The 15,342-nt window shown below is 32.7% G+C and carries 10 protein-coding genes; 4 read left to right on the forward strand and 6 right to left on the reverse strand.

Going from position 1 to position 15,342, the window contains the following annotated elements:
- Window positions 1–2: 2 nt before the first annotated feature.
- The 4 genes from DR980_RS10000 to tsaD all read right to left on the reverse strand — a co-directional run bounded on the left by DR980_RS10000 (window position 3) and on the right by tsaD (window position 3,862).
- The gene (locus DR980_RS10000) at window positions 3–947 is read right to left on the reverse strand and encodes a zinc metalloprotease (protein ID WP_113635640.1); all 945 of its coding nucleotides are present in this window, start codon (window positions 945–947) and stop codon (window positions 3–5) included.
- Window positions 948–1,478: 531 nt separating this feature from the next.
- Entirely contained in the window at window positions 1,479–2,117 is a 639-nt protein-coding gene (locus DR980_RS10005; RefSeq protein ID WP_113635642.1) for a DUF4159 domain-containing protein, read from the reverse strand.
- A gap of 11 nt (window positions 2,118–2,128) precedes the next feature.
- The gene (locus DR980_RS10010; RefSeq protein WP_113635644.1) at window positions 2,129–2,836 is read right to left on the reverse strand and encodes a 16S rRNA (uracil(1498)-N(3))-methyltransferase; all 708 of its coding nucleotides are present in this window, start codon (window positions 2,834–2,836) and stop codon (window positions 2,129–2,131) included.
- A gap of 3 nt (window positions 2,837–2,839) precedes the next feature.
- Window positions 2,840–3,862, reverse strand: coding sequence for a tRNA (adenosine(37)-N6)-threonylcarbamoyltransferase complex transferase subunit TsaD (gene tsaD, locus DR980_RS10015; RefSeq protein WP_113635738.1), 1,023 nt, complete (start codon window positions 3,860–3,862; stop codon window positions 2,840–2,842).
- 230 nt (window positions 3,863–4,092) lie between these two features.
- On the opposite strand from tsaD, the gene DR980_RS10020 reads away from it, so the two are divergent.
- The 4 genes from DR980_RS10020 to DR980_RS10035 all read left to right on the forward strand — a co-directional run bounded on the left by DR980_RS10020 (window position 4,093) and on the right by DR980_RS10035 (window position 11,929).
- Window positions 4,093–8,499 carry a translocation/assembly module TamB domain-containing protein gene (locus tag DR980_RS10020; protein ID WP_113635646.1) on the forward strand — a complete coding sequence of 1,469 codons (4,407 nt, stop codon included), beginning with the start codon at window positions 4,093–4,095 and terminating at the stop codon, window positions 8,497–8,499.
- 379 nt (window positions 8,500–8,878) lie between these two features.
- Window positions 8,879–9,865 carry a 6-phosphofructokinase gene (gene pfkA / locus DR980_RS10025; RefSeq protein WP_113635648.1) on the forward strand — a complete coding sequence of 329 codons (987 nt, stop codon included), beginning with the start codon at window positions 8,879–8,881 and terminating at the stop codon, window positions 9,863–9,865.
- 75 nt (window positions 9,866–9,940) lie between these two features.
- Window positions 9,941–10,945, forward strand: coding sequence for a type I glyceraldehyde-3-phosphate dehydrogenase (gene gap, locus DR980_RS10030; RefSeq protein WP_113635650.1), 1,005 nt, complete (start codon window positions 9,941–9,943; stop codon window positions 10,943–10,945).
- Window positions 10,946–11,077: 132 nt separating this feature from the next.
- On the forward strand, window positions 11,078–11,929 hold the full coding sequence (locus DR980_RS10035) for an N-acetylglucosamine kinase (RefSeq protein WP_113635652.1): 852 nt from the start codon (window positions 11,078–11,080) through the stop codon (window positions 11,927–11,929).
- Between the two features lie 152 nt (window positions 11,930–12,081).
- Here DR980_RS10035 and DR980_RS10040 read toward each other — a convergent pair whose 3' ends face one another.
- Window positions 12,082–12,462, reverse strand: coding sequence for a RidA family protein (locus DR980_RS10040; protein WP_113635653.1), 381 nt, complete (start codon window positions 12,460–12,462; stop codon window positions 12,082–12,084).
- A gap of 62 nt (window positions 12,463–12,524) precedes the next feature.
- Window positions 12,525–15,272, reverse strand: a complete 2,748-nt coding sequence (locus tag DR980_RS10045; RefSeq protein ID WP_113635655.1) for a putative LPS assembly protein LptD — start codon at window positions 15,270–15,272, stop codon at window positions 12,525–12,527.
- Window positions 15,273–15,342 lie beyond the last annotated feature (70 nt).

A 15,342-nucleotide genomic window follows, 5' to 3' on the forward strand; every position in this document is an offset into this window, starting at 1 on the left:
AATTATATTCCGAAACTTGCTCTTGCTCCACCTGAAACAAATAAAGCAGCCATTCTAGATTTTTGACCGTTAGAGAACATGTACATTCCTGCATCGTCAGTATAGTCCATGTAGTTCATTGTCATTTCTACTGGAGTACCAGTACAAGTGCTATAATGAGGGTAAGCAGGGATACCGTAGTTAGCAGTGTTGTGTGTAGGTGTATCAGAAACTAAATCACTTCCACAAGTTGCATCACCCCAAATGTGACGTAAGTTCATCCAGTGTCCTACTTCGTGAGTAGCTGTTCTTCCTAAGTTAAATGGTGCAGTAGCAGTACCAGTAGTTCCAAAAGCATTGTTGTCAATTACAACTCCATCAGTAGCAGAAGCTCCTCCAGGAAATTGTGCATAACCAAGAATACCACCACCCATATTACATGACCACATGTTTAAAACAGTTGTTGGAGTAGTTGGAGCAATTCCTTTTGCTGATTTTTTCATTGCATCACTCGTTGTCCATGATGATGTAGTTGTAGATCTTCTTACTACATTTTGTAATACAAATGTAATTCCAACATTTGCTTTTACGCCTGAGAATAAAGTTGGAACTGAAGAGTAATCTGAATTCAAAGCATTAAAATCTTTATTTAATACATCAATTTGAGATTGAATTTGCGCCAAAGAAATATTTTCTGCAGCAGTTCTGTATAAAACGTTTACTACTACTGGAATTTCTACTTTACCGTTTACTAAACGTCCAGTTAACATTGCTTTTTCAGTAAAAGCTTCAATTTTATTCATTCTTAAAGCTAAAGATGGATCAGCCTTCATTTGTGCTGCTAGAACTTCTTGTGAAGCACAACCACGTTGTGATGCTGCGCTTGCTTCTGGAGTAGTTTCCGTTGTGTCATTCTGACAAGAGAAAAGCATTAATAATGCAGCAGCAGATAAAAGAATTTTTTTCATAATAAATTTGTTATAAATTAATAGATTTGGTTAATTATTTCACAATTTTATAACAAATTTTTCATAAAAAAAATAATTGCTTAACTTTTTTATGAAATAATTTCTAATCCTCTCATTTTACGGGTTTCCGTAAAATGAGATTTTTTATTTTTAAGGTATTTTCTGATACTTTAATTTATGTTCAATAGAAGAATTACTTCTTTTTGTATTTATAATGGAATGATTTGTGATATTTATTGTCATTTTTACTAATAATACGCTAATTTTTTTGAAATATCGAGATGTATTACTTGTATGAAATCAGTGTAAATGTATACTTTTATAAGTCAATTTTATCAACTATAGCATCATAAATCGCCTAAAATTAGGGGGTGATTTATTAAAAACAGGAGTATAATAAAAGCTATTTTTCTAAATTTTATGTTAAAAAAAATTCAACATATTCTTTGAAAAAAAAACGTACAATTTGAGTTTTAAAATAGAAAAAAAATGGAAAAGGGAATTCGAATAGATTGAGGGAAATAAATTACGCTAATTATTAAATATATAACTTATGATGTTGGCGCCCATTTTTAAAGCTTTTTCACGTACTGCTACGGGATCGTTATTGACTTCGGAATCTTCCCAGCCATCTCCTAAATCGCATTCATAGGTGTAGAGCAGGACTAGTTTACTTTCTATAAAAATTCCAAAAGCCTGTGGCCGTTTCCCATCGTGTTCGTGTATTTTTGGTAAACCAGTAGGAAATGAATAAGGTTTTTGGAAAATAGCATGATTTGCTGGGATTTCAACTAAGTCATTATTGGGAAATACTTTTTTAATTTCTTTTCTTATATATTGGTCCATCCCGTAATTATCGTCAATGTGTAGAAATCCTCCGGCTAATAAATAATTTTTAAGATTACTTACTTCCGCATCATTAAAAACAACATTTCCGTGACCAGTCAGGTGTATGTAAGGATATGAAAATAGATCTGGACTTCCTGGTTCAACAGTTGCCGGTTTTGCTTTTATTCGGGTGTTAATGTTAGCATTGCAATATTTTATCAAGTTTGGCAGTGAAGTTGGATTTGCATACCAATCGCCACCGCCACTGTATTTTACCAAAGCAATTTCTTGTGAAAACAACGGTGTTGAAAGGATTAACAGAAGATAAAATAGTTGCCTCATAATAAAATTAGTTATTCTTCATTAACAAATACTACACTGTGACAGGCAACTATTGCTGCAGTTTCTGTGCGTAATCTGGTGTTTCCCAATGAAACGGCAGTAAAATTATTTTCAAGAGCCAAAGCTATTTCTTTTTCGGAAAAGTCGCCTTCAGGACCTATAAGCATTGTAATATTTTCATTTGGTTTCAAAACAGATTTCAGTGTTTTTTTATCTGTTTCTTCACAATGCGCAATTAGTTTTACATCTTCATTTTTAAGTTTTAAAAATTCCTTAAAAGTGATAGCGGGATTCAATTTTGGCAGATATAATTCATTGGATTGCTTCATCGCTGTCAATAAAATTTTATCAAAGCGTTCATTGTTGATTACTTTACGTTCGGAATGATCGCAAATTATTGGTGTAATCTCCTGTATACCTATTTCGGTGGCTTTCTCCAGAAACCATTCGTAGCGATCATTCATTTTTGTTGGCGCTACAGCCAGATGTAATCTGAATTTTGAAGGAGCAGCTTTTTCGAAAGAAATGATTTTAACCGTGCATTTACTGTCGGAAGCTAATGTAATTTCAGTTTTAAATAAAAAACCTAAACCGTTTGTGACAAATAATATGTCAGTATCTTTTTTACGCAATACTTTAATAATGTGTTTGCTTTCCTCTTTATCAAAAGAAAAAATCGCAGTAGATTCCGTAATAGTTGGATTGTAAAATAATTGCATAATTTAGAATTGTATTCTTGCTTTAGAAACTACTGAAGAAGTTTCAAATGATTGTGTTAAAAATTTTTGATAACCCACAATTCCAATCATTGCGGCATTATCAGTGGTGTATTCAAATTTAGGGATAAATGTTTTCCATCCGTATTTGTTCTCGGCTTCTTTCAGAGTATTTCTAATTCCGGAATTGGCAGAAACGCCTCCGCCAATAGCAATTTGTTTTATTCCGGTTTCTTTTACGGCTAATTTCAATTTATCCATCAAAATTTCTATAATGGTAAACTGAATAGAAGCGCAAATATCATTGAGGTTTTCATCAACAAAATTCGGGTTTTCTAATTTTTTCTTTTGGATAAAATATAAAATTGCCGTTTTCAAACCAGAGAAACTAAAATCTAAACCAGTAACTTTTGGTTTGGTAAAAGCAAATGCTTTTGGATTTCCCAGTTGTGCATATTTATCAATCAAAGGACCGCCTGGATAGGGAAGTCCTAAAATTTTTGCGCTTTTGTCAAAAGCTTCACCAACTGCATCATCTGTAGTTTCGCCAATTACGGTCATATCAAAAAAATCATCCACTTTAATGATTTGAGTATGTCCGCCGCTGATGGTCAACGCCAAAAAGGGAAAGGTTGGTTTATCAAAACTTTCTTCATCAATAAAATGAGCCAAAACATGGGCTTGCATGTGGTTCACGGCAATTAATGGAATTTGCAATGCTAGCGCCAATGATTTTGCGAAAGAACTACCTACCAAAAGCGAGCCCATAAGGCCAGGACCTTGCGTGAAAGCAATTGCTGATAGTTGTTCTTTTTGTATATTTGCCTTGCGAAGAGCGGCATCGACAACGGGAACAATATTTTGTTGGTGCGCACGAGAGGCAAGCTCAGGAACCACGCCACCGTATTGATTATGAATTAGCTGATTTGCTACAACATTTGACAGCACTTTATCGTTTTGTAAGATGGCAGCGGCAGTATCGTCACAGGAACTTTCGATGGCAAGAATAAAAACCTCGGGATTTTGCATAAAAAGGCACAAATTTTGAATTACATTTGACGGGTCAATTAAAGAAAAACACATTTTTTCGTCAGAAGGCAAAATTAAAGAATTTTTATCAAAGGCGCTCCGTTTCCAATCGCAAAATCAAATTTTAGAACATTAAATAGTAAATAGGTATCAAAAAAGTTATAAAAATAGCGTTGCGCTTGCTGCTTGGACTAATCCTGCTTTTGTTGGTACTTGCTATTGCGCTTACTATGCCAATTGTTCAGACGAAAATTGCACGTTATTTCACTAATAGTATCAATAAGGATTTTGGAACTAATATCGCTATTGATGGTGTAGCCGTTTCCGTTTTTGGAGGCGTGAAATTCAAAAAAGTATTGATTCTGGACCACCATAAAGACACTTTAATTTACTCACAAAGAATTGCCACCACTATTTTAGAAAGTAAAAAACTACTTGATGGCGATTTGATTTTTGACGGTTTGGATTTGCATGGATTGCTTTTTGATCTGAAAACGTATAAAAACGAAAAAGAATCAAATCTTGATAAATTCATTAAAGCTTTTGAAACGGGTAAACCTTCCAGCCGAAAATTTTTGCTTAAAGCAAATAAACTGCAAATTTTTGATGGACATTTTATCGTTACGGATTATAACCGAGAAAATCCAAAAGACTTAGATTTTACAAAACTGAATGCCTCAGTAACTGATTTCTTAATATTTGGACCAGATGTGACTACTAACATAAACAAAATGTCATTTTTAGACTTTCGTGGTTTGTATGTTAAAAATTTGAAATCAAAATTTACATATTCAAAGAAAAATATAAAACTTGAAAATCTTGATTTATTAACTAAGGAATCTACTTTGGTTGGAACAGTTTTATTGAATTATAAAATTGAAGATTTCTCCAATTTCACTGATAAAGTACTTTTTGATATTCAATTGAATTCGGCTTCAATTGCTTCAAACGATATTCGTTATTTTTATAAAGAAATTGGTAAAAACCAGCATTTTTATGCTAAAGCAAGTATTAAAGGTACGCTGAATGATTTGAAATTTAAAAATCTGGAATTAGTAGATGACCGAAAAACTCGAATCAACGGTGATATTAATTTTAAAAACCTGTTTGCCAAAAAAGGTCAGAAATTCTCCATGTACGCTAAGTTTGATAAGTTAATGTCTAGCTACGACGATTTGGTGGTTATACTCCCGAATATTTTAGGAACTAAATTACCTACTTCCTTAAAAAAGTTAGGTCGATTTTCTGCATCAGGAATTTCAAATGTTTCAACTACAGCAGTTGATGCTGATTTTTCCATGGTCACTGCATTAGGCAAAGTAACTTCAAAATTGGCTATCCAAAATATAAATGTAATTGACAAAGCTTCTTATTTAGGGAATGTAATTCTGGAAAATTTTGACATTGCAACTTTATTGGATCAAAAAGATTTGGGTCGTGTAAGTTTGAATATTGATGTTGATGGAAAAGGTTTTAAACAAAAATTTTTAGATACGGCCATCAAAGGAGATATCAGTCAAATAGATTATAAAAATTACAATTACACCAATATTGTTGTTGACGGTACGCTTAAAAGCCCGTATTATAAAGGTCAGATTTCTGTTAATGACCCAAATTTGAGCATGAATTTCGACGGATTATTGGACTTAAGTAAAAAAGATAGCCGTTACGATTTTCATATCAACGTTGAAAATGCAGATTTGCATAAGTTGAAGTTAATGAAAGATTCGGTTTCTGTATTTAAAGGCGATGTTGTAGTTCAGGCTTCGGGGAATAATATCGAGAACTTTCAGGGAAATGTCTACATTAATAAAACGTCTTATCAAAATGAAAAGGACACTTATAATTTTGATGATTTTGCCATAAATTCAACTTTTGACAGCAACAGAGTACGAACAATAACTGTGAATTCTCCAGATATAGTTCAAGGTGAAATTGTAGGTAAGTACGAATTCAATCAGTTAGAAAATTTGGTAAAAAACTCTTTGGGAAGTCTTTACACGAATTTTAAACCGAGTAAAGTTAAAAAAGGACAGTTTCTGAAGTTTAATTTTTCCATCTATAATAAGATCATCGAGATATTTTATCCTGAAATTTCAATTGGCGCCAATACTATTGTAAAAGGAAGTATAAACTCCGATAATCAGGAGTTTAAACTCAATTTTAATTCACCTCAGATTATTGCTGCAAACAATACACTTGATAATATTAGAGTTTCAGTGGATAATAAAAATCCATTGTATAATGCTTACATAGAGTTAGATAGTATCAAGACTAAATATTATAAAATACGCGATTTTAGTCTTATAAATGTTACAATGAAAGATACGTTGTTCTTTCGTTCTGAATTTAAAGGTGGCCCTAAAGCGGAGGATTATTACAATCTGAATTTATACCACACCATTAATAAAGACAATAATAATGTGGTAGGAATCAGTAAATCAGAAGTTAAATTCAAGGATTATCTTTGGTTTTTAAATGAAAATGAAACGCCTGATAACCAAATAGTTTTTGATAAATCATTCAAAAATTTTGATATTGATAACATCATATTATCCCATGAAGACCAATCAATTTCATTAGCTGGGGTTTTTAAGGATACCACCATTAAGGATCTGAAGTTGAGTTTTAAGGATGTTGATTTAAATCAGATTACGCCCGTCAATGATAAGTTTATTGTTCAGGGAAATATAAATGGAGAAGTGAACTTCAAGCAGAACAAGGACGTTTATCAGCCTACAGCTTCTATTGTTATTGACAAATTGAACGTTAATAAAACGGATTTAGGAACCTTGAATTTTGATATTGAAGGCGATGAAAGTCTTAGGAAATTTACCATCAATTCGAATTTAGAAAATGAAAATGTAGATTTATTCAAAGCGGATGGAAGTTTTGAAATTGTCAATAAAGAAACCATTTTAGATTTGCAATTGAAATTTGATAAATTCAATATTGCAACTTTAAACTCCCTTGGTGGTGAAGTATTATCCAATATTAGAGGCTATATTTCAGGAAACTCAACGATTGAAGGAAATCTTAAAAAACCGAATATTAGCGGTCGTCTGTATTTAGATGATGCTGGAATTACAATACCGTATCTTAATGTAGATTATGGATTGAGCGATAATACGATTATTGATTTAACAGATGAAAAGTTTCTCTTTAGAAATAATACGCTGACCGATACTAAATATGGAACAATAGGAAACTTAAACGGAAGCATTGAACATAATAATTTTACGGATTGGAAGTTAGATTTAGCCATTAATTCAAAAAGATTATTAGCATTAGACACTAAGGATAGTGAAGATGCCGCCTATTATGGTACCGCGTTTATTGATGGAATGGCAACTATTAAGGGACCTACTAATTCCTTGTTTATAAAAGTTGAAGCAAAATCTGAGAAAGGAACCGCAGTAAAAATTCCTATCAATAATGCCGAAAGTGTTAGTGATAATATCTTTATTCATTTTGTAACAGCTAAGGAAAAATACAATCTGGAAAATGGAATTGTCGAAAACACCAGAAATTATAACGGACTGGAATTAGAATTTGATTTTGATATTACACCCGATGCCGAAGTAGAAGTAATTCTGGATCGTAATACCGGTCACGGAATGAAAGGAAAAGGGTTTGGATCGTTATTATTTAAAATTAATACTTTAGGAAGATTCAATATGTGGGGAGATTTCCAGGCGTATGAAGGAACCTATAATTTCAAATACGGTGGGCTTATTGATAAGAAATTTGAAGTTAAAAAAGGAGGTTCAATCACATGGGAAGGAAATCCCATGAAGGCGCAATTAAACCTGGAAGCAATCTATAAAACTTCGGCAAATCCTGCGGTTTTATTGGATAATTCCTCTTTTAATACCAAAGTTCCAGTTGAAGTAGTGATAGGTCTTCGAGGCGATTTAACGAGTCCTGAACCCGATTTTAATATTGAATTTCCAACTGTAAGTAATGTTTTGAAATCAGAAATTCAATATAAATTAAACGACAAAGATGTTCGCCAGACGCAAGCGCTGTATTTACTTTCTTCAGGTGGATTTTTGAGTCCGGAAGGAGTGAATCAGTCTGATTTTTCCGGAAGTTTATTTGAAACCGCTTCGAGTATCTTAGGTGGAATTATTCAGTCTGATGACGAAAAATTTAAAGTAGGACTTAATTTTATTGGTGCAGACAGACGAATAGGAAAAGAAACTGATGGACGATTCGTTGCAACAATTTCATCCAAAATAAATGAAAGAGTGACTATCAATGGTAAACTGGGAGTTCCTTTTGGTGGAATTAATGAATCAGCAATTGTAGGTGATGTTGAAATTTTATATAGAGTTAACGAGGACGGAACACTTAATTTACGTCTTTTTAATAAAGAAAATGACATCAATTATGTTGGTCAAGGAATTGGTTACACGCAAGGTTTAGGGGTTTCTTACGAAGTAGATTTTGATACTTTTAAAGAATTTGTCAATAAAATATTTAAAAATCTGAAAATTGAGAGTCTGTCGGCTCCAGTTTCAGAAGATCAAGATTCAAATTTATCTCCGGATTATATTAATTTTTCAAAATCAAAGAAAACGAATACTGAAAAAATTAAAAAAAATCAGGAAGGTTTGATACCTGAAGAAAACTAGTTACTACTTTTTACTTGTTATCAGTACCATTTTGAATTGAAACAAAGTCACGCCTAAAACTGTTAAGCAGTAATCCAAAACTCACATCCTTAAAATTTCAATTTGTTTTTTTGACCCAAACATAAAAAAGCGTTATGATTTGTTGCTATTAAATAATGCAGCATATCGACTCGTTTAGTGTCGAAAAAACAGACGAATTGTTAATTGTTAAATAAAAGTTGGTTATTTTTCAATTTTGTTAAATAAAATTCAATTTATTTGGGTTTTTCAAAAACTTATCAACGAAAACGTTTGAATTCACAATGCTTTGCTAATTTATTAAAAACACAGCCTTGAAAATGGTTTATGTTTGCTAATTTTACACTTTAATACTTAAATAATGCCAAAAACAATAAAAAAAGTTGGTGTTCTAACCTCGGGAGGAGACTCACCAGGAATGAACGCAGCAATTCGCTCAGTTGTTCGTACTTGTGCTTATCATAACATAGAATGTATAGGAATTTATAGAGGTTATCAGGGAATGATTGAAGGAGACTTCAAAGAAATGGGACCTCGAAGCGTTAACAACATTGTAAATAAAGGAGGGACGATTTTAAAATCAGCTCGATCTTTAGAATTCAAAACTCCAGAAGGAAGAAAGAAAGCACATGAAAATCTTACTAAAGCCGGAATTGATGCTTTAGTGGTAATAGGTGGTGATGGAACTTTTACAGGAGGTTTGTTGTTTAATACGGAGTTTAATTTTCCAGTGATGGGAATTCCGGGAACCATTGATAATGATATTTTTGGAACCAGTCATACCTTAGGATACGATACCGCACTTAATACCGTAGTAGATGTAATTGACAAAATTAGAGATACTGCGAGTTCTCACAACCGTTTATTCTTTGTAGAGGTAATGGGTAGAGATGCCGGTCATATTGCTTTGAATGCCGGTATTGGAGCAGGTGCAGAGGAAATTCTTATCCCAGAAGAAGATTTAGGTTTAGACCGATTATTGGAATCTTTGCAAAAAAGTAAAGCTTCAGGTAAATCATCCAGTATTGTAGTTATTGCAGAAGGAGATAAAATAGGTAAAAATGTATTCGAATTGAAAGATTACGTTGAAGCCAATTTACCAGAATATGATGTTAGAGTTTCTGTTTTGGGTCATATGCAACGTGGTGGTTCACCTTCATGTTTTGATAGAGTTTTAGCCAGTAGATTAGGTGTAAAAGCTGTTGAATCTTTGATAGAAGGAAAATCGAATTATATGGTTGGATTACAAAATGATAAAGTTTCGTTGACACCTTTGGAACAAGCAATCAAAGGCAAAACAGAGATTGATAGAGAATTATTAAGAGTTTCAGACATCATGTCTACATAAGTGGTTAAAGTTTATTGTGAGGAAATTAGACTTTATATGAAGTTAATATAAAATAAACAAAAAAATTAAAGTAAAATGTCAAAAGTAAAATTAGGAATAAACGGTTTTGGAAGAATTGGTAGAATTGTATTCAGAGAGTCTTTCAATAGAGATAATGTAGAAGTTGTAGCAATCAACGATTTATTAGATGTAGATCACTTGGCTTACTTATTAAAATATGATTCAGTACATGGTCGTTTCAACGGAACTGTAGAAGTAAAAGAAGGACAACTTTTTGTAAACGGAAAAAACATCCGTATTACAGCGGAAAGAAATCCAGCAGATTTAAAATGGAATGAAGTTGATGTTGATGTAGTTGCTGAATGTACAGGTTTCTTTACAACTATCGAAACTGCAAACGAGCACATCAAAGGTGGTGCAAAAAAAGTAATCATTTCTGCTCCTTCTGCTGATGCACCTATGTTTGTAATGGGAGTTAACCATACTGAAGCTAAAGCTACTGATATGGTTGTTTCTAATGCTTCTTGTACAACAAACTGTTTAGCTCCTTTAGCTAAAGTTATTCACGATAATTTTGAAATTGTTGAAGCTTTGATGACTACTGTTCACGCAACAACTTCAACTCAAATGACTACTGATGGTCCTTCTAGAAAAGACTGGAGAGGTGGACGTGCAGCAAACCTAAATATTATTCCATCATCGACTGGTGCAGCAAAAGCAGTTGGTAAAGTGATTCCATCATTGAACGGAAAATTAACAGGTATGTCAATGCGTGTTCCTACAGCTGACGTTTCTGTAGTAGATTTAACTGTAAAAGTTGCTAAAGAAACTTCATACGAAGAAATTATGGCAGTTTTGAAAAAGGCTTCTGAAACTACAATGAAAGGTATTTTAGGATACACTGAAGATTTAGTTGTATCTCAGGATTTTATTTCTGATTCAAGAACTTCTATTGTAGATGTTCACGCTGGAATTGGTTTGAATTCTACTTTTTTCAAAATCATCTCTTGGTATGATAATGAATATGGATATTCTAGCAAATTAATTGATTTATCTGTACACATTGCAGGTTTAAAATAATTCTTTATATTTACAAATCCCGTTATCTTTATTTTAACGGGATTTTATTTTTTGTTACTTTTTTAAAATAGATGTTTTCCATTAAACGCAAGTAGAAAACAGCTAACTCCAAAACCAAAAAACCAAAAGAAAATGAGATTAATAGTTGATAGTGGTTCTACAAAAGCTGATTGGATTGCAATAGATGACAATGGCAAAGTATTGTTTACAACACAGACTTTAGGGTTAAATCCTGAAGTTCTTGAAGCAGATGAAATAATTGAACGTTTAAATGATCGTTTTGACATTTTACAAAATAAAAAAAATGCAACTCATTTGTTCTTTTATGGTGCCGGTTGTGGTACCGATAAAATGAAAATTACACTTTCACAAGTTTTTCAAACGTATTTCCCTAACGCCATTATTGACGTAAAAGAAGATACGTATGCAGCCGTTTATGCAACAACTCCAAAAGGAGAGAAAGCAATTGTTTCTATTTTAGGAACAGGTTCAAACTGCAGCTATTTTGATGGTAAAGAATTACACCAAAAAGTACAATCTTTAGGGTATATTGCCATGGATGATTGTAGTGGAAATGTTTTTGGAAAAGAATTAATAAGAAAATATTATTTCAATAAAATGCCAAAAGAACTGGCAGTTGAATTTGAAAAAGAATACGATTTAGATCCAGATGCTATAAAAAGCAAACTGTATAAAGAACCAAATCCAAATGCTTATTTAGCGACTTTTGCAAAGTTTTTAATTCAGCATAAAGAAACAGAGTTCTGCAGAAAAATTATTTTCAAAGGAATGAAATCTTTTGTAAAAAATTATATCAAACAATATGAAAACTGCAAAGAGGTTCCTGTGCATTTTGTAGGTTCCATTGCTTTTTATTTGAAAGAAGAATTGCAAGAAACTTTTGATAAATATGAATTGCAATTAGGGAATGTTTTAAGAAGACCTATTGACGGACTTATTGCTTACCATATAGCAAATAAATAGTTTCAGCTGGAGAAATTCAGTTTTGAACAAAAAAAAATCACTGACAATTTACTTGATTAAAAGTAAATCATCAGTGATTTTTTTATTTTATACTATTTTAAATAGTTTCTAAACTGAATGCATATTGATTGAATTAATGCTTCTCTTGAATACTAAAGTATTGCAATCATCGAGATTTCTACATTAACGTTTTTTGGCAAACAAGCCACTTGAACCGTTTCGCGAGCTGGAGCAATTTTTTCGTTAAAATAGGAACCGTAAACAGAATTTATTTTTCCAAAATCATTCATATCCATAATGAAGATTGTTGTTTTTACAACGTTATCAAAAGTCATTTCTGCTGCTTCCAGAACCGCTTTCATGTTTTGCATCACTTGTTCAGTTTCTAATTCGATGGTTTCAGTAATCAATTCTCCTGACACTGGATTTATAGCAATTTGACCTGAAGTGTAAAGTGTATTTCCTTTAAGAACAGCTTGGTTATAAGGTCCAATTGGAGCCGGAGCATTTTCTGTTAAAATTATTTTTTTCATAAAAGTAAGCTTGTCTAAAGTTAAAAAACGTAGCGTTAATTAGTATTTAATAGGTAATAGAATTATCTGTTGATCGTACTTCTTTTGTCCCATTTGATGTCACTCAATACGCCTGATTTTATTCCAATGAAGAAACCCCAGTTGGCATTGGTACCAAACGGAGACCAGTTGAAATCCATTCTCCAGCTTAACAAATCTCTTTCAAAACGAAGTTGTGTGAATGTAACGCCTTTTTGAACAAAATCGTAACCTGTAGAAACACCTGCTTTCCATTTTGGAGTAATGTCAGCATTGGCTGATATCATAATAGAATTACCAATTATTTGATTCTCTCGGTTGTTATTCCCGTACGTTAATGAATAGGCGAATGTCATGTCCCAAGGCAATTTAGAGTTGAAAAATTCAGAAATTTTATCCTCGCCTTCCGTCTCTTCTTCATCTTCGAATTGGCTTCTTCTGCTGTCTCCTAAATCAGTATTTGTTCCAAATAAATCATCCTCTCGACCACCATTTCGTTGGCTTTGAACATTTTTATCTTTTTTATCGTCTTTACCTTGGCTCGAAATGGAGTAATTTAAGGTCATATTAGAACTCGTCATTCTAAAAAGACTTCCGCCATTATCAATATTAAAAACATTAATTCGGTTACCTGAATTATCAATAGCATACGGATCTAATGTTGCCCCAAAATTGACATTCATTTTATTATCCAGTAAAGTTGTCCCACCGCTAACTCGTATTGGCGAAAAAGCTAAAGAAGTTACTCCGTCTGCATCCAGATTATACGATGTAGAAAGATTTAAGTTATTAAGTAACATTATTTTTTTAGGCTCCACTTTGGTACTGTCTTTATCAGTTACTTTAGCTTCGAAAGTATTGCTCAAATCAAAACCCAACGTATTAGCATTGTTTAATCCCGGAGCACCATAAATTCCAGTTTCAAAGCGGGTGTATTGTTTGTTCATTGTTCCACTGGCATCGGATGCGTAAGTATCATAATATTTTTCGAAACTTGGGGTATAACCATACGATGCCGATGGCCTCATGACGTGTCTTATAGATTTTATTTTTTTGTCATTACCAAAATTAAAAGTCCCGTATATGGTGGTTCCTATGCTTGAAGAGAATGAATACGTTCTAAAAGCGTCAAATCCATTGATGGTCTTGTCTACAACTTTACTTTGGTCAACATCATAGCTTCTTTCTATTGTTTTGGTATACCAAATTTCCTCATAATTCAAAGATGATGAAGCACTGAAATATTTAAATAATTTAAAATTCGTACTTAATGGAATGCTGTGTTGAAAACCAACTTTTGCATCGCGGAACATTTGAGGTTTGAAGAATAAAGAATCATTGGTAACAATGCTATTTCTCCCGTTTAGATTGTATTGTAAGTTGATGTTTTTTAGCAAACCTTTTCGAACTCCGTCTTTCCCCACAAACGGATAAATCCGGTCAACACTTAATTGTAAGGTTGGCAAAGTCATATTAATTTCTTCGGTTTGTGTATTTTGTGAATGTGTTGCAGTCAACGACATTCTTACCTGTGGAACTGAATTGAAAGTTTTTGAATACGATATCGATGAACTCAAAGTATTATTAAGGTTTGATCCAATATTCACCTGATTGATGGATTGCTGGAAATACTTACTGCTTCCTAAATTCACAGACGCTGAAAAACTGGAATTTGGATTTGATTTCGAGTCTTTCGAATGTGACCATTGAATATTATAAATATTTTGCTTCAAATAATCTGGATAGCCTCTTTCGCTGGTGATTAAATTTTCAAATCGAACGTTCAGGTTTCCTCTGTAATTGTATCTTTTCGCATAACTTGATTCAAAACGCAATCCATAACTTCCGTTGGTGTAATAATCCCCCAAAACTGTTAAATCATAATTATCGCTGAGCGCAAAATAATATCCTAAATTTTGAAGTGAAAATCCTCTGTTGTTAGAGTCATTGTAACTAGGTAAAATTAACCCGGAAATACTGGTTTCTTTACTCATTGGAAAAAAAGCAAACGGCAAAGCAATTGGAGTTGGTACGTTTGCAATAACCATATTGGTCAAACCGGTTACTACTTTTTTGCCTGGAATAAATTTTACTTTATTAGTTTGAAAATAATATTCAGGATTATCCACATCTTTCGAAGTAGTAAATCGGGCTCCTTTTAGAAAATAAACTGAGTCATTCTCTTTTTTGGTTATGGCCGCTTTTATTTTAAACTCACCTTGGTCAGACCTTGAATTCCAAATTAAAGCTTTTTTTGTTTTAAAGTTAAACCGAATAGAATCAGGTTCAATTACATTGGCGCCTTGTTTGAAATTTGGATATTGAGTGTAAGTGCCCGTTGAATCTTTGATACGTCCGGCATAAACTTCATTTTTTTCATAATCCATAACAATTATTCCCGACTTCAGTTCAACGTCCTGATAGTATAATTCTGCCTGGTCATAAAGAGTTATGATTTTTTTCTTCTGATCAATTTTAGCATATTTATCTGCTTTGTATCTCACTTTTCCGTCTAGAAATGCTTTTTTAGGTTTGATACTGTCAATTTTGATTGTATCAGCAACTTTTTCAACAGTTACAACAGGAGCTTTACTTTGGGTAACGCTTTTTTTGGTGCTATCTATTTGTCTAGTAGGGGATATAGCCGTCTTTTTTTTTGGGATATCTTGAGAATATAATTTACCGGACCCAAGTGACAGGAAAATTGATAATAAAACGATATTAAATAAGTTTGTATACAAAGGTTTAAATGCTATTTTTGTAAAATTATGGCCTGTTTTTTGACATGTCAAACTTACATATTATTTTTTGTCAAAAATAGTCAAATAAATAAATTTATAACGGTAGTGTTTTAATTAAATT

This window comes from Flavobacterium psychrolimnae (assembly GCF_003312425.1).
GTDB lineage: Bacteria > Bacteroidota > Bacteroidia > Flavobacteriales > Flavobacteriaceae > Flavobacterium > Flavobacterium psychrolimnae.